The organism is Paraburkholderia sp. BR10954 (assembly GCF_040965775.1).
Taxonomy (GTDB): domain Bacteria; phylum Pseudomonadota; class Gammaproteobacteria; order Burkholderiales; family Burkholderiaceae; genus Paraburkholderia; species Paraburkholderia youngii.
In genome coordinates, this window is sequence record NZ_JBFRCK010000011.1 from 130,863 (window position 1) to 144,673 (window position 13,811).

A 13,811-nucleotide genomic window follows, 5' to 3' on the forward strand; every position below is an offset into this window, starting at 1 on the left:
TGAACCGCAATGAAAAAACGGACAGCCTCACGATGTGATCTGTCCGTTTTTCTTTGCCCGCGCGTGCCGTGTGTTACGACGGTGATACCAGCTTGAAATCCACCGGCGCGCCGAGCTCGAAATGCTGCTTCGGATTCGGATCGAGCAGCCCCGTCTGCTGATCGCGCTTGAACACGTAGACCGTGTCGCTCAACTGATTGCCGACGATCAGCCAGTTGCCGGTCGGATCGATGGTGAACTCGCGCGGCGATTTGCCGAGGCTCGATTGCCGGCCGATCTGCTTCAGATGCCCATTGGCGGGATCGACCGAGAAAATCACGATCTCGTTCGCGTCGCCGCGATTGGACGCATACACGAAGCGTCCGTCCGGCGACATGTGGATCGCCGCCGCGGCCACCTGCCCCTTGAAGCCGGGCTCGCTCAATGGCAACGTCTGGACGAGCTTCAGTCTGCCGTCCTGGTAGTCGAACGTGCTGACGGTCGCCGCGAGTTCGCTCGTCAGATAGGCGTGCCTGCCGTTGGCGCTGAAGATCAGATGGCGTGGACCCGTGCCGGCTTGCTGCTGCGCGTAGCCCCAGTCCGTCACGACGAACGGGCCCGCGCCGGCGCTGCTCTGCGGCGCGTAGCGGTACGAGTACAGCTTGTCGGCGCCGAGATCCTGCGCGAACAGATAGTGGCCGTCCGGCGAGAACACGGTCGAATGCACGTGCGAGTTGTCCTGCCGGCCTTTCACCGGCCCGCCGCCCTCGTGATGCACGGTCTGCACCGAGGCGCCCACCTGGCCGTTCGCCTGCAGCGGAAACACCGCGAAGCTGCCGCCCGGGTCGGGCGCGACGGAATAGTTCGCGGTCAGCAGATACTTGCCGTCCGGCGAGATGCTCAGATAGCACGGGTCATTGCCATCGGACGACACCTTGTTCAGAAACGTCAGTTGGCCGCGCGCGGCATCGAAGCCAAATGCGCTGATGCCGCCGCGCTGCGTGGCCGGGCCGTTGTCGCCGGGCAGTTCGTTGACCGAATAGACGAAGCGGCGGTCACGGCTAACGACCAGAAACGACGGATTGACCGTCTGCGCGACCGACACCTGGGTCGCCGCGCCGGTCTTCGTGTCGAAGCGAAACACGTAGATGCCTTCGCTCTTGCCGCTGGTGTAAGTGCCGACCAGCATCGTATAGACGCCGTCCGCGGGGACCGGGCCAGCATCTTGCGCATACGCGTGCGAAGCAAGCATCGAAACCATGAGCAGGAAACCTTTTATCATCGAACGGGCGACGCGGTCCACGCCACGCGGACCGGAACCCTGTACGGCAACACTGGCAAGAACAGAAGTAAAAGCGGAAGCCGGAACTGGGCGCGCGGCAACACACCCGGCGGCACGGCGACGGTGAAGCATGAGACCTCCTCGACATCGGTTGTCTGCACGGGCTCGCGTATGAGCCGGGGTACGAGCGGTTATAACGGTGTCTGGTCTGCCGCGCCGCGAATCGAGCGTCGTTCCGCGTTGTTGTTGTCGAAGTCAGTATAAGAGCGTTAGGTCGGATCATGCAGTGAATCCACCGCTGACGCGCGGCCTGCGCCAGCGGGTTTGCTCCCGCAAGCCGGGCCGGTTTTTCAAGAGTTTTCTCAATCGCGCACCACGCGTGTCAACCACGGAGTCTCCATGAACGTCACTCTCAGCCTGGGCCCGCTCGTTTCGCTGATCGCCGGCATCCTGATCCTGATCATGCCGCGCCTGTTGAACTACATCGTCGCGCTTTACCTGATCATCATCGGCATCATCGGAATCTTCGGCGTGGGCTCGTCGCATCTGTAAGCGACAGGCGACGCGATACCGGGCGCGGTATTTGCGCCCGGTGTCGGGGTTAAATTTGCGAGAAAAGAGGGTTCGCGCGGTGCCAGCGGCACTCGCACGCATGAAAGCGCGGCCTGCGTCACGCGGTGACATAGGCGGAAAGCGTGCATCGCGCCACGCGAACAATCGACGTGACGTGGCGCGAAGATGCGGATACGCGAGCAGCAGCCCGCGCTATGAACGCTCGGTGCGGCCGCTCAACCGTTTGCCAGTTGTTCGAGGCGCAAGCGCCCCTGCAACGACAGCGCGCCGACCGCATAATGATCGGCATTCTGCTGATAGCGCCGGAAGCAGTCCCGCTCGACCAGGAAGGACGCGGCAGCCAGCATGCCGTTGCGGCTCAATCCGAGCCGGCCATGATCAAGTGGCAGCATGGAGTCGCCGGCAAGCTGGCTGGCGGCCGAGAGAATCGTGATGCAATCGGATTTCGAAGGGTTCAGCATGGCTTTCGTCCTCGGAAACGGCGTCTGCATGCGCCATGAGCAAGGCCGATTCGCAGTCCGGCGGGTCACCGGACATCGGCATGAAATCTGATTTTATGCATGGAATTGACAATTTTCCAACCCGCGTTTTGCCGCACTATGCGGTGAACCAAACACTGCCGATCGTGGTCCGGTAATTAACACCCACTCGAAGCGCGGCTGCTGTCGCGATCTGTAATAACGACTCGTTTTTCGACACGCGTTCCATGCCTGCACACCTCGAAGACTACGCACTCATCGGCGACGGCCATACCGCCGCGCTCATCTCCCGCGAGGGTTCCGTCGACTGGCTCTGCTGGCCGCGCTTCGACTCGGGCGCCTGCTTCGCCGCGCTGCTCGGCACGCCCGACAACGGTCGCTGGCAGATCGCCCCCGCCACCCAGGGCGAGCACGGCGCGCCGACCATTACGCGGCGCTATCGCGGTGAGACGCTGATCCTCGAAACCGACTTCGAAACGCCCGACGGCGCCGTCACGCTGATCGATTTCATGCCGCCAGGCAACGGCTGGTCGGAGCTGATCCGCATCGTCGTCGGCAAGCGCGGCACCGTGCGCATGAAGATGGAACTCGTGCTGCGCTTCGACTACGGCTTCTCGATCCCATGGGTCGACAAGCTCAAACACGACAGCGGCATCAAGGCGATCGTCGGCCCCGACAACGCGGTGTTGCGCACGCCGGTCGAACTGCACGGCGAAGATATGAAGACCGTCGCGGAATTCACGGTGACCGCGGGCGAGCGCGTGCCGTTCTCGCTCTCGTATGCGGCGTCGCATCTGCGCATTCCGCCCGCGCGCGACCCGCACACGTCACTTGCGCGCACCGAGAACCATTGGCTCGAATGGGCGGCGCGCGGGACTGTCGAAGGACGCTGGGCCGGGCCGATCCGCCGTTCGCTGATCACACTGCGCGCGCTCGCCTACGAGCCGACCGGCGGCATCGTCGCGGCGCCTACCACGTCGCTGCCGGAGAAGCTCGGCGGCACGCGCAACTGGGACTATCGATACTGCTGGCTGCGCGACGCGACCATCACGCTGCTCGCGATGATGCGCGGCGGCTACTACGACGAAGCGCGCGCCTGGCGCAGCTGGCTCGGCCGCGTGATGGCGGGCGCGCCGGACCAGTTGCAGATCATGTACGGCATCGGCGGCGAGCGACGCCTGCCCGAATTCGAAATCGACTGGCTGCCCGGCTACGAGGGCGCGAAACCGGTGCGCATCGGCAACAACGCGGTCGGGCAGCTTCAGCTCGACGTCTACGGCGAAGTGATGAATGCGCTGCATCTCGCGCGCGTGGGCGGCCTGCAGGCGGACGTCACCGCGTGGAGCGTGCAGCGCGCGATGCTCGCGCATCTGACCACGATCTGGCGCGAACCCGACGAAGGCATCTGGGAGACGCGCGGCGGCCGCCAGCATTTCACGTTCTCGAAGGTGATGGCGTGGGTCGCGTTCGACCGCGCGATCCGCTCGGCCGAAATGTTCAAGCTCGACGGCCCGCTCGACGAATGGCGCGCGACGCGCGACACGATCCACGCCGAGGTCTGCGAGAAGGCGTGGAATCCGAAGCTGAACGCGTTCTCGCAGTACTACGGCAGCGACCAGCTCGACGCGAGCGTGCTGCTGATGCCGCTGGTCGCCTTCCTGCCGCCGCAGGACCCGCGCATCAAGGGCACCGTCGAGGCAATCGAGCGGGACCTGATGCGCGGCGGCTTCGTGATGCGCTACCGCACGACCGAATACGACGACGGTCTGCCGCCCGGGGAAGGCACCTTTCTTGCGTGTTCGTTCTGGATGGTGGATAACCTCGCGCTGCAGGGGCGCGTGCAGGAAGCGATCGAGATGTACGAGCGGCTGCTCGCGCTGTGCAACGACGTAGGGCTGCTGTCCGAGGAGTACGATCCTGTCGAAAAACGTCTGGTCGGCAATTTTCCACAGGCGTTCTCGCACGTGGCGCTCGTGCACACCGGACTGAACCTGATGAAGCATGAGCAGGAAATGGCGCAGGCGACCGGCCATCCGGCGCATAACGGCATGCGCTCCCCAGAGCTTGAGGCTCAGGCAAGCCCTTATAGCGGCGGGGCAGCATCGCCACTAGCATGACGCCGTGACAGTTTGCGTACACTGAATGCGAAAATTGTTGCATTGCACAAGATTGCTTTGTTCGATATTATCGATCCGACTGTCGGCCAACAACAATGTGCCCACAACCACAATGGCCCGCCGCAACGCTTCACGCGTGTTTGCGAAGCCCAATGCGAACCGCTTAAAACGGAGCAAACATGCTCTATCAACTGCACGAATTCAGCCGGGCGATGTTGAGCCCCCTCACTGCCTGGGCCCAGGCCGCATCGAAATCATTTGCGAATCCGGCCAGTCCGTTAGCCTATGTGCCGGGCGCCACACGCCTGTCCGCCGGCTACGAACTGCTTTACCGGCTCGGCAAGGATTACGAAAAGCCCGAGTTCAACATTCATCAGATTGTTAAAGACGGACATAACATTCCGATCGTCGAGCAGACGATCATCGAAAAGCCGTTCTGCCGTCTGATGCGCTTCAAGCGCTTCGCGGACGACAGCGAAGCTGTCAGCCAACTGAAAGACGAGCCGGTCGTGCTGGTCTGCGCACCGTTGTCAGGGCACCACGCCACGCTGCTGCGCGACACCGTGCGCACGTTGCTGCAAGACCACAAGGTCTACATCACCGACTGGATCGACGCGCGCATGGTACCGCTCGAGGCCGGCTGGTTCGGTCTGAACGACTACATCGCGTATATCCAGGAATTCATTCGCCATATCGGCGCGAGGAATCTGCACGTGATCTCGGTATGCCAGCCGACCGTGCCGGTGCTCGCCGCCATTTCGCTGATGGCGAGCCGCGGCGAGGACACGCCGCGCACGATGACGATGATGGGCGGCCCAATCGACGCGCGAAAGAGCCCGACCTCGGTCAATTCGCTCGCCACGCAGCACTCATACGAGTGGTTCGAGAACAACGTGATCTTCACGGTACCGCCGAACTATCCGGGCACGGGCCGTAAAGTCTATCCGGGCTTCCTGCAGCACACGGGCTTCGTCGCGATGAATCCGGAGCGTCACGCGGCATCGCACTGGGATTTCTACCAGAGCCTGCTGCGCGGCGACGAGGACGATGCCGAAGCGCACCGCCGCTTCTACGACGAGTACAACGCGGTGCTCGACATGGATGCCGACTATTACCTCGACACGATCCGCGTCGTGTTCCAGGAATTCCGTCTTGCCGAGGGCACGTGGGTCGTCAACGGCGAACCGGTGCGGCCGCAGGACATCACGACGACCGCGCTATTTACGATCGAAGGCGAGCTCGACGATATTTCCGGCGACGGCCAGACCTACGCGGCGCACGACCTGTGCAGCGGCATTGCGGCGAAGAACAAGCGTCACTTCACCGCGGAAAAATGCGGCCACTACGGCATTTTCTCGGGCCGCCGTTGGCGCACGATCATTTACCCGCAATTGCGCGACTTCATTCTCGAGCACAACAAGACTGCAAAAACGGCGAAAGAAAAAGTCGAAGCCTGAGCATTAAACTTGCAATAGCATATAAAAAGCCAACGGTCTCCTTCGAGGCCGTTGGCTTTTTTATCGCGCTTCATTCGTGATACTGATGTTCTGCGGCGGCGGCGATCACCGCGGCACGGGCCGTTACTTTCTCAACAGATATGCGAGCAGCAGTTCGGTATTCATCTGAATCACCTCGCTGCGTTCGGCGGCGCTGCTGAAATCGCGCCCGAGCGTCGCTTCGAGCGTGAAGCGGTTCGAGACGATGTAGTAGCCCATGCCCGAAAGCGTCACGTAAAAACGCAGTGGGTCGATGTTGGTGCGAAACAGTCCCGCGCGTTGCCCGCGTTCGAGGATGCCGCCAAGCGTGGCGACGATCGGCGAGATCATTTCGCGTATGCGCGTCGACTTCTGCATATAGCGTGCTTCATGCAGATTCTCGTTGTTGATGAGTCGCAATAACTCGGGATGATCGCGGTAGTAGTCCCACACGAAATGTGCGAGACGTGTAACCGCCTCGACGGGCGCGACTCCGTTGAGTTCGAGCGTGCGTTCCGCTTCGTTGAGTGCGCTGAACGCGTGCTCGAGTACCGCGGTGAATAGCTGCTCCTTGCTACCGAAGTAGTAATAGAGCATGCGTTCATTGGTTTCGGCGCGGCGAGCGATCTGATCGACTCGTGCGCCGAACAGTCCTCCATTTGCAAACTCTTCCGCCGCCGCAAGCAAGATGCGGCGCCTCGTGCCTTCAGGATCTCTTTTGATTTTCGGCTGATTCATGGTGGCATCGTCTTCGTGAGCCGCGTTATCCGGATCGCGCCGCCGGCCTCTCCTCGAGCCTTTTTGTTGGCGGCGTTTAGCGGGCGCGTCGTGGTTGGGAAACACACCCTTTTCTGCGGTCTTTCGAATGAAGCGCTTCGATTATGGCACATGGATTGCGAATGGCAATCCGGGAAATCGGCGATAATGTGCTATTTAGTTCAGGTCGTGCGATCGCACGGCAAACCCCGCGCCGTAACCGTGACAGACGTCAAAACACTCGCGGATCGCATCGAAGATCTGCTGCCCCAAACGCAATGCACAAAGTGCGGTTATCCCGCATGCCGTCCGTATGCCGAAGCCGTCGCCAGCGGCGAGGCGAACTATAACCAGTGCCCGCCGGGCGGTGCCGAGGGCATCGCGCGCCTCGCCGCGCTGCTCGGCAAACCGGTGATTCCGCTCAATTCCGCCAATGGCGTCGAACGTCCGCGCCCCTTGGCGGTTATCGACGAACAGGTGTGCATCGGCTGCACGCTGTGCATGCAGGCGTGTCCGGTCGACGCGATAGTTGGCGCACCGAAACAGATGCACACCGTGATCGCCGAGCTCTGCACCGGCTGCGACCTGTGCGCTCCGCCCTGCCCGGTCGACTGCATCGCGATGCTGCCCGTGACCGGCGAGGCCACCGGCTGGGATGCATGGAGCCAGAGCCAGGCAGACGCGGCGCGGGCGCGACATAACCGCCACGAGGGCCGTCTCGCGCGCGAGCGCGACGCCGCCGAAGCGCGTGCTGCGGCGCGGCGAGCCGCGAGTGCGAGCGCGCCGGCGGCGGCTGCGTCGGGCGCGGTTCCCGCGAGCGGCGCGACAACGCCGTCCGAGGCCCCGACCACCCCGAGTGCGGACGACGCCGAAGCGAAGAAACGCGCGATCATCCAGGCGGCGCTCGAACGCGCGCGCAAGAAGAAAGAGGAGTTGGCCGCGAAAGGCCAGGGACCCCTGAACACCGAGAACGTCAGCGCCGACGTGCAGGCACAGATCGATGCAGCCGAAGCGCGCCGCCGCCGTCTCGGTCTTGCCAGCGGCGAGGGTACGCACGGCTCGGAGCCGTCGTCCAACGAGTCCGACGAGTCAAAGCCGCCGTCCAGCTCGCCGCCGACCGCGCGCTGACCTCGCCCGCGCAACCCTCCTCACTCACACGGACCCGCTCCGCATGAACGCGAACAAACGCCGCGCGATCTACGAAACGCTTCAGAGCCTGAATCCGCACCCGACCACCGAACTCGAGTACACGACGCCGTTCGAACTGCTGATCGCGGTGCTGCTGTCGGCGCAAGCGACCGACGTGTCGGTCAACAAGGCGATGCGCAGGATGTTCCCCGTAGCGAACACACCGCAGAAGGTGTTCGACCTGGGCGAGGAAGGTGTCGCGAGCTATATCAAGACGATCGGCCTGTATCGCACGAAGGCGAAGAACGTGATCGCGACCTGTCGCATTCTGCTCGACCAGTACGGCGGCGAGGTGCCCGAGGATCGCGAGGCGCTCGAAGGGCTGCCGGGTGTCGGCCGCAAAACGGCCAACGTGATTCTGAACACCGCGTTCGGCCATCCGACCATCGCGGTCGACACGCACATTTTCCGCGTCGCCAACCGCACCGGCCTCGCGCCCGGCAAGGACGTGCGCGCGGTCGAAGCAGCGCTCGAAAAATTCACGCCCGCCGAATTCAGGAAGGACGCTCACCACTGGCTGATCCTGCATGGACGCTACGTGTGCAAGGCGCGCCGCCCCGAATGCTGGCATTGCGTGATCGAGCCGCTGTGCGAGTTCCGGCCGAAGACCCCGCCGCCCGATCTTTGAGGGCAGCCCAGCTCGAAACCCTAGACCGCGCGGCGCGCCTGCAGCCCGAACGGCCGCCGCGTAAAATGATGCTTTACACGCAGTGCGCCCTGCGTACACACGCCGTCGCGCCCCGCGCACGCCCCACTCCCACCCACCGGTTCCACGATGTTCAATCCCAGCCGCGACGAAGTTCGCCTCTTTTTCACCGACACTTGGCGCAAACAGCGCCAAGGCGAGATTCTGACGCCGCTCGAGGCGATCGCCGCCGACTGGATCGTCGAGCATCCGGAATATCACGCCGACCTCACCGACGCCCCCGCTGCGCAGGCGCAGGACTATTCGCCGGAGCGCGGCCAGACCAATCCGTTCCTGCACCTGTCGATGCATCTGGCGATCTCCGAACAGTTGTCGATCGATCAGCCGCCCGGCATTCGCGCCGCGCACGAGCGGCTCGCCGCACGCCTCGGCTCGACGCACGAGGCGCAGCACGCGATCATGGACTGCCTCGGCGAAACCATCTGGGAAGCGCAGCGCACCGGCACGCCGCCGGACACGGACGCGTATTTGCAGCGCATCGAACGTCGCGCGACGCGCGACTGAAGCGACCGCAAACCCCGACTCGATGCCCTCAAAGTAAAACACCCCGCCAAGGCGGGGTGTTTTGCTTTTGAAGCCGCGGCGCGAGACCCGCGCCCTACGCTCACTTCTTCTGCACGAGGTCGCCTTCCAGCGATTCGACGTAAGCGGCGATGTCCTTCATGTCGCCTAGCGACAGGCTCTGCACCTGTGCCTGCATGATCGCGTTGTTGCGGCCGAGGTGCGGATTGCCGGTGCCCATCTGGTACTGACGCAGCGCCCAGTACACATAGTCGGAGTGCTGACCGGCCAGCTTCGGATACTCCGGGCTCACCGGCTTGTTCAGGCCGGGACCGTGGCAGGCCGCGCAGTTGTGACTGTCGGCGAGCACCTTGCCGTTGCCCGCGTCAGCCGCGTGAGCGACGTTCGCCACGGCCAGACCGATTACCGCCGCCGCGCCGACCGCCTTGAATACCGTGTGGAGTGCCTGTTGGGGCTTGATCATGAAATCTCCTATCCCGCGAATTGGATGTACTGGTGACCGACGCCGATCACTTGTCGGGATTGTTTTTCGAAGCGGCAGTTTGCGCTGCGTAGTAGGCGGCGATGTCGGCAATGTCCTGATCCGACAGCGACGTTGCGATTGCATGCATCGTGTCGAAATGGCGGTCGCCCTTCTTGTAGGCGCGCAGCGCGATCTCGAGGTAGGCCTGATTTTGCCCGCCGAGCTTCGGCACGCGGAAAACCTCTGGATAAGCCGTACGATATTCAGGGATGCCGTGGCAGCCGATACACATCGCGACCTTGTCCTGGCCCGCCTTGGCGTTGCCTACGACATCCGCTGCCTGCGCACTGACCGCGTACCCCGCAAGCACCGACAGCGCTGCGATCACGACGTGTTTGCCGACGAATTTATTCATAGATGTAACCTGGCTTGAGGGGAAACGGGTGCCCACAAAGGCAGCGGTCCGGCCGTTCTTCTTATGAGGTGGCCACGCAGGCCAAAAAAATCGGGCCCATTGTACCGCGACGCCGCGCCGAACGTCCACAACACGCGGGAGCCGCGCAACGCCCGTCTGGACGGGCCGCGCGCCATGCTCGCGGCGGCTTCGCGATGACGCCACAGCGGCGCCGGCGCGTCTACCCGGCACGGCTGACAACATACGTGAGCCGGTTTCGGGCCAACAGGCCTTCTGACTTATACTGGGTTTTTTCCCGAACAAGAGCATCTCGCCATGCGTTTCGAAGGCTCATCGCAGTACGTCGCCACCGACGACCTCAAGCTCGCGGTCAACGCCGCGATGACGCTCAAGCGTCCGCTCCTGATCAAGGGCGAACCCGGCACCGGCAAGACCATGCTCGCCGAGGAAGTCGCCGCCGCGCTCGGCATGCCGCTCTTGCAATGGCACATCAAGTCGACCACCAAGGCCCAGCAGGGCTTGTACGAATACGACGCGGTGTCGCGACTGCGCGATTCGCAGCTCGGCGACGAACGCGTGAAGGACATCCGCAACTACATCGTCAAGGGTGTGCTGTGGCAGGCGTTCGAATCGGACGAGCAGAGCGTGCTGCTGATCGACGAGATCGACAAGGCCGACATCGAATTCCCCAACGACCTGCTGCGCGAACTCGACCGCATGGAGTTCTACGTGTACGAGACGCGCGAGCTGGTGCGCGCGAAGCATCGCCCGCTCGTGATCATCACGTCGAACAACGAGAAGGAATTGCCCGACGCGTTCCTGCGCCGCTGCTTCTTCCACTACATCAAGTTTCCGGACGCGACGACGATGCAGCAGATCGTCGACGTGCACTACCCCGGCATCAAGAAGGACCTGCTCGCCGCCGCGCTGCAGAGCTTCTTCGAGCTGCGCAACGTCGCCGGGCTGAAGAAGAAGCCGTCCACCTCCGAATTGCTCGACTGGCTCAAGCTGCTGCTCGCCGAAGACATTCCGCCCGAAGCGCTGCGCTCGGCCGACCACAAGCAGATCGTGCCGCCGCTGCACGGCGCGCTGCTGAAGAACGAACAGGACGTGGGCCTGTTCGAGCGGCTGCTGTTCATGAACCGCAACAACCGTTGAGCGCGCACCGCGCCGCAGGACCTCCAGCATGCTGATCGACTTCTTCTACTCGCTGCGCGCCGCCAAACTGCCGGTCTCGGTGAAGGAATACCTGACGCTGCTCGAAGCGCTGAAGGCCAACGTGATCGCGCCGTCGCTCGACGAGTTCTACTACCTGTCGCGCATCACGCTCGTGAAGGACGAGCAGTACTTCGACAAGTTCGACCAGGCGTTCGGCGCCTTTTTCAATGGTGTCGCGGCGAGCTCGGAGCTCTCGTTCGAGATTCCGCTCGACTGGCTGAAGAAGAAGCTGCAACGCGACCTGTCGCCCGAGGAAAAGGCGCAGATCGAGGCGATGGGCGGCATCGACAAGCTGATGGAGCGCCTGAAGGAACTGTTCGACGAGCAGAAGGAGCGCCACGAGGGCGGCAACAAATGGATCGGCACGGGCGGCACGTCGCCGTTCGGCAACGGCGGCTATAACCCCGAGGGCGTGCGCATCGGCGGCGACGCGGCCGGCAATCGCACCGCCGTCAAGGTCTGGGAAGCGCGCGCCTACCGCGACTACGACGACCAGGTCGAGATCGGCACGCGCAACATCAAGGTCGCGCTGCGGCGCTTGCGCCGCTTCGCCCGCGAGGGCGCCGCGGAAGAGCTCGACCTGCCCGACACGATCCGCAGCACCGCCGCGAACGCCGGCTGGCTCGATCTGAAGATGGTGCCCGAGCGGCACAACAACGTGAAGGTGCTGATGCTGCTCGATGTCGGCGGCTCGATGGACGATCACGTGAAGCGCACCGAGGAGCTGTTCTCGGCCGCGAAGGCCGAGTTCAAGCACCTCGAGTTCTATTACTTCCACAACTGCGTGTACGACTTCCTGTGGAAGAACAACCGCCGCCGCCACGCCGAGCGCACGCCGACGTGGGACGTGCTGCACAAGTTCACGCCGGACTACAAGCTGATCTTCGTCGGCGACGCGACGATGAGCCCGTACGAAGTGTTGCAGCCGGGCGGCTCGGTCGAGTACAACAACGCCGAGGCCGGCGCGGTGTGGTTGCGCCGCCTCGCCGATCATTTCCCGCACTTCGCGTGGCTGAACCCGGAACCGGAAGCGCTGTGGCCATATCGGCAGTCGGTCAGTGCGATCCGCGAAGTGCTGGGCCACCGCATGTATCCGCTGACGCTCGCGGGCCTGGAGACGGCCATGCGGGTGCTGAGCAAGTAACGCCCGTGGTTCCGCAACCCACGTCCCGACGCTTCAACTTCCACAACAACAAAGCCTTCGCATGAGTTCGTCCCCGTCGCCCCAGCTGTCCCCCGCCGCCGCGCCGCAGAGGCGCTTCAGTCCGCTCGCCGATACGTCGCTGTCGACGATCGTCGCGGGCTTCGTCGCGGCGATGACCGGCTACACGAGCTCGCTCGTGCTGATGTTCCAGGCGGGCCAGGCCGCGCATCTGAGCGACGCGCAGATTTCGTCTTGGATCTGGGCGCTGTCGATCGGCATGGGCCTCTGCACGATCGGCCTGTCGCTGCGCTTTCGCGCGCCGATCGTGATCGCGTGGTCGACGCCGGGCGCGGCGCTGCTGGTGGCGTCGCTGCCGCATGTCGAGTATGCGCAGGCCATCGGCGCGTTCGTCTTCTGCGCGGCGCTGCTGACGCTGGTCGGCGTCACCGGCTGGTTCGACGCGCTGATGAAGCGGATTCCGTCCGGCCTCGCGGCTGCGCTCCTCGCGGGCATCCTGTTCGAGATCGGCATCGAGATTTTCCGCGCCGCGCAGTACCAGACCGCGCTCGTGCTGACGATGTTCTTCACCTACCTGATCGTCAAACGGTTCGTGCCGCGCTACGCGATTCCGACCACGCTGGTGGTCGGCACGGCCGCGGCCGGCGGCCTCGGGCTGCTCGACTTCAGCCACTTTCACGTCGCGCTCGCGCATCCGGTGCTGACGATGCCGTCGTTTTCGGTGGCGGCGTGCGTGAGCATCGGCATTCCGCTGTTCGTGGTCGCGATGGCCTCGCAGAACGTGCCGGGCATCGCGGTGCTGCGCGCCGACGGCTACACGACCCCGTCCGCGCCGCTGATCGCGACGACCGGCGTCGCGTCGCTGCTGCTCGCGCCGTTCGGCTCGCACGGCATCAATCTTGCAGCGATCACGGCGGCGATCTGCACCGGCCCCGAAGCGCACGAAAACCCCGCGAGGCGCTACACGGCGGCCGTATGGGGCGGTATTTTCTATCTGCTCGCGGGGGTGTTCGGCGCGACGATCGCCGCGCTGTTCGCGGCGTTTCCGAAGGAACTGGTCGTCTCCGTCGCGGCGCTCGCGCTATTCGGCTCGATCATGAGCGGCCTCGCCAATGCGATGCAGGATACGCGGCAGCGCGAGGCGGCGCTCGTTACGTTCATGGTGACCGCCTCGGGGCTCACGCTGCTGTCGATCGGCTCGGCGTTCTGGGGGCTCGTCGCCGGCGTGATCACGCAAGTCGTGCTGAACGCGCGCCGCGTGTGAACGGATCGCCACGCCCGGCTGTCCGTACCCGGTGTTCATGCCGTCGTCGGCGATCCGCCATAGAATAGATGTATCCGGCAGCGTTTCCCGGCGCCATCGCGGGACGCGCTGCGGCTTGACCCGCGGCCGCCGGCGCCGGCTGATCGCTGTGTTTCGTCCAGCCGGCGCGGCGGCATCCTCATTTCTCCTGAACCACGGCGCACATGCGCCCT

At 63.9% G+C, this 13,811-nt stretch carries 15 protein-coding genes; 10 read left to right on the forward strand and 5 right to left on the reverse strand.

What is annotated here, in order from left to right:
- Nucleotides 1–73 precede the first annotated feature (73 nt).
- Nucleotides 74–1,393, reverse strand: a complete 1,320-nt coding sequence (locus AB4Y34_RS17735; RefSeq protein ID WP_255208887.1) for a lactonase family protein — start codon at nucleotides 1,391–1,393, stop codon at nucleotides 74–76.
- Between the two features lie 267 nt (nucleotides 1,394–1,660).
- On the opposite strand from AB4Y34_RS17735, the gene AB4Y34_RS17740 reads away from it, so the two are divergent.
- Nucleotides 1,661–1,813 carry a DUF3096 domain-containing protein gene (locus AB4Y34_RS17740; RefSeq protein WP_013088853.1) on the forward strand — a complete coding sequence of 51 codons (153 nt, stop codon included), beginning with the start codon at nucleotides 1,661–1,663 and terminating at the stop codon, nucleotides 1,811–1,813.
- Between the two features lie 236 nt (nucleotides 1,814–2,049).
- Here AB4Y34_RS17740 and AB4Y34_RS17745 read toward each other — a convergent pair whose 3' ends face one another.
- Nucleotides 2,050–2,295, reverse strand: a complete 246-nt coding sequence (locus tag AB4Y34_RS17745; protein ID WP_176121351.1) for a hypothetical protein — start codon at nucleotides 2,293–2,295, stop codon at nucleotides 2,050–2,052.
- A gap of 35 nt (nucleotides 2,296–2,330) precedes the next feature.
- Between AB4Y34_RS17745 and AB4Y34_RS17750 the strand changes: the two genes are divergently transcribed.
- The 3 genes from AB4Y34_RS17750 to AB4Y34_RS17760 all read left to right on the forward strand — a co-directional run bounded on the left by AB4Y34_RS17750 (nucleotide 2,331) and on the right by AB4Y34_RS17760 (nucleotide 5,887).
- On the forward strand, nucleotides 2,331–2,471 hold the full coding sequence (locus tag AB4Y34_RS17750; RefSeq protein WP_368716741.1) for a hypothetical protein: 141 nt from the start codon (nucleotides 2,331–2,333) through the stop codon (nucleotides 2,469–2,471).
- 69 nt (nucleotides 2,472–2,540) lie between these two features.
- Nucleotides 2,541–4,430, forward strand: a complete 1,890-nt coding sequence (locus AB4Y34_RS17755) for a glycoside hydrolase family 15 protein (protein ID WP_368716742.1) — start codon at nucleotides 2,541–2,543, stop codon at nucleotides 4,428–4,430.
- A 179-nt stretch (nucleotides 4,431–4,609) separates the two neighbouring features.
- Complete coding sequence (locus AB4Y34_RS17760; RefSeq protein ID WP_176380768.1) at nucleotides 4,610–5,887, forward strand: polyhydroxyalkanoate depolymerase; 1,278 nt, start codon at nucleotides 4,610–4,612, stop codon at nucleotides 5,885–5,887.
- Between the two features lie 123 nt (nucleotides 5,888–6,010).
- Here the strand turns inward: AB4Y34_RS17760 and AB4Y34_RS17765 are convergent, their stop codons facing one another.
- Nucleotides 6,011–6,643, reverse strand: a complete 633-nt coding sequence (locus AB4Y34_RS17765) for a TetR family transcriptional regulator (protein WP_176109198.1) — start codon at nucleotides 6,641–6,643, stop codon at nucleotides 6,011–6,013.
- A gap of 240 nt (nucleotides 6,644–6,883) precedes the next feature.
- Here AB4Y34_RS17765 and rsxB point away from each other — a divergent pair, with 240 nt between their 5' ends.
- From rsxB to AB4Y34_RS17780, 3 genes are all read left to right on the forward strand, one after another.
- Nucleotides 6,884–7,789, forward strand: coding sequence for an electron transport complex subunit RsxB (rsxB, locus tag AB4Y34_RS17770; RefSeq protein ID WP_368716743.1), 906 nt, complete (start codon nucleotides 6,884–6,886; stop codon nucleotides 7,787–7,789).
- 43 nt (nucleotides 7,790–7,832) lie between these two features.
- Entirely contained in the window at nucleotides 7,833–8,477 is a 645-nt protein-coding gene (gene nth / locus AB4Y34_RS17775; RefSeq protein ID WP_176109200.1) for an endonuclease III, read from the forward strand.
- 147 nt (nucleotides 8,478–8,624) lie between these two features.
- Complete coding sequence (locus AB4Y34_RS17780) at nucleotides 8,625–9,059, forward strand: DUF1841 family protein (protein ID WP_176109201.1); 435 nt, start codon at nucleotides 8,625–8,627, stop codon at nucleotides 9,057–9,059.
- A gap of 100 nt (nucleotides 9,060–9,159) precedes the next feature.
- On the opposite strand, the gene AB4Y34_RS17785 is transcribed toward AB4Y34_RS17780, so the two are convergent.
- Together AB4Y34_RS17785 and AB4Y34_RS17790 are read right to left on the reverse strand one after the other, a co-directional pair.
- Nucleotides 9,160–9,540, reverse strand: coding sequence for a c-type cytochrome (locus AB4Y34_RS17785; RefSeq protein WP_176109202.1), 381 nt, complete (start codon nucleotides 9,538–9,540; stop codon nucleotides 9,160–9,162).
- A gap of 46 nt (nucleotides 9,541–9,586) precedes the next feature.
- The gene (locus AB4Y34_RS17790) at nucleotides 9,587–9,955 is read right to left on the reverse strand and encodes a c-type cytochrome (RefSeq protein ID WP_013088844.1); all 369 of its coding nucleotides are present in this window, start codon (nucleotides 9,953–9,955) and stop codon (nucleotides 9,587–9,589) included.
- A gap of 315 nt (nucleotides 9,956–10,270) precedes the next feature.
- On the opposite strand from AB4Y34_RS17790, the gene AB4Y34_RS17795 reads away from it, so the two are divergent.
- The 3 genes from AB4Y34_RS17795 (at nucleotide 10,271) to AB4Y34_RS17805 (ending at nucleotide 13,599) form a co-directional block, all read left to right on the forward strand.
- Nucleotides 10,271–11,113, forward strand: coding sequence for a MoxR family ATPase (locus AB4Y34_RS17795; protein WP_176109203.1), 843 nt, complete (start codon nucleotides 10,271–10,273; stop codon nucleotides 11,111–11,113).
- 28 nt (nucleotides 11,114–11,141) lie between these two features.
- On the forward strand, nucleotides 11,142–12,317 hold the full coding sequence (locus tag AB4Y34_RS17800; protein ID WP_368716744.1) for a VWA domain-containing protein: 1,176 nt from the start codon (nucleotides 11,142–11,144) through the stop codon (nucleotides 12,315–12,317).
- 61 nt (nucleotides 12,318–12,378) lie between these two features.
- Nucleotides 12,379–13,599, forward strand: a complete 1,221-nt coding sequence (locus tag AB4Y34_RS17805; RefSeq protein WP_368716745.1) for a benzoate/H(+) symporter BenE family transporter — start codon at nucleotides 12,379–12,381, stop codon at nucleotides 13,597–13,599.
- The last annotated feature ends 212 nt before the right edge of the window (nucleotides 13,600–13,811 follow it).

Bases quoted from the DNA above. Each gene is read 5' to 3' on its own strand.
- AB4Y34_RS17735 (WP_255208887.1), bottom strand. From the start codon at position 1,393: ATGCTTCACCGTCGCCGTGCCGCCGGGTGTGTTGCCGCGCGCCCAGTT.
- AB4Y34_RS17755 (WP_368716742.1), top strand. From the start codon at position 2,541: ATGCCTGCACACCTCGAAGACTACGCACTCATCGGCGACGGCCATACC.
- AB4Y34_RS17785 (WP_176109202.1), bottom strand. From the start codon at position 9,540: ATGATCAAGCCCCAACAGGCACTCCACACGGTATTCAAGGCGGTCGGC.
- AB4Y34_RS17795 (WP_176109203.1), top strand. From the start codon at position 10,271: ATGCGTTTCGAAGGCTCATCGCAGTACGTCGCCACCGACGACCTCAAG.
- AB4Y34_RS17745 (WP_176121351.1), bottom strand. From the start codon at position 2,295: ATGCTGAACCCTTCGAAATCCGATTGCATCACGATTCTCTCGGCCGCC.
- AB4Y34_RS17780 (WP_176109201.1), top strand. From the start codon at position 8,625: ATGTTCAATCCCAGCCGCGACGAAGTTCGCCTCTTTTTCACCGACACT.
- AB4Y34_RS17750 (WP_368716741.1), top strand. From the start codon at position 2,331: ATGAGCAAGGCCGATTCGCAGTCCGGCGGGTCACCGGACATCGGCATG.
- AB4Y34_RS17760 (WP_176380768.1), top strand. From the start codon at position 4,610: ATGCTCTATCAACTGCACGAATTCAGCCGGGCGATGTTGAGCCCCCTC.
- AB4Y34_RS17800 (WP_368716744.1), top strand. From the start codon at position 11,142: ATGCTGATCGACTTCTTCTACTCGCTGCGCGCCGCCAAACTGCCGGTC.
- AB4Y34_RS17805 (WP_368716745.1), top strand. From the start codon at position 12,379: ATGAGTTCGTCCCCGTCGCCCCAGCTGTCCCCCGCCGCCGCGCCGCAG.
- AB4Y34_RS17740 (WP_013088853.1), top strand. From the start codon at position 1,661: ATGAACGTCACTCTCAGCCTGGGCCCGCTCGTTTCGCTGATCGCCGGC.
- AB4Y34_RS17765 (WP_176109198.1), bottom strand. From the start codon at position 6,643: ATGAATCAGCCGAAAATCAAAAGAGATCCTGAAGGCACGAGGCGCCGC.
- AB4Y34_RS17790 (WP_013088844.1), bottom strand. From the start codon at position 9,955: ATGAATAAATTCGTCGGCAAACACGTCGTGATCGCAGCGCTGTCGGTG.
- nth (WP_176109200.1), top strand. From the start codon at position 7,833: ATGAACGCGAACAAACGCCGCGCGATCTACGAAACGCTTCAGAGCCTG.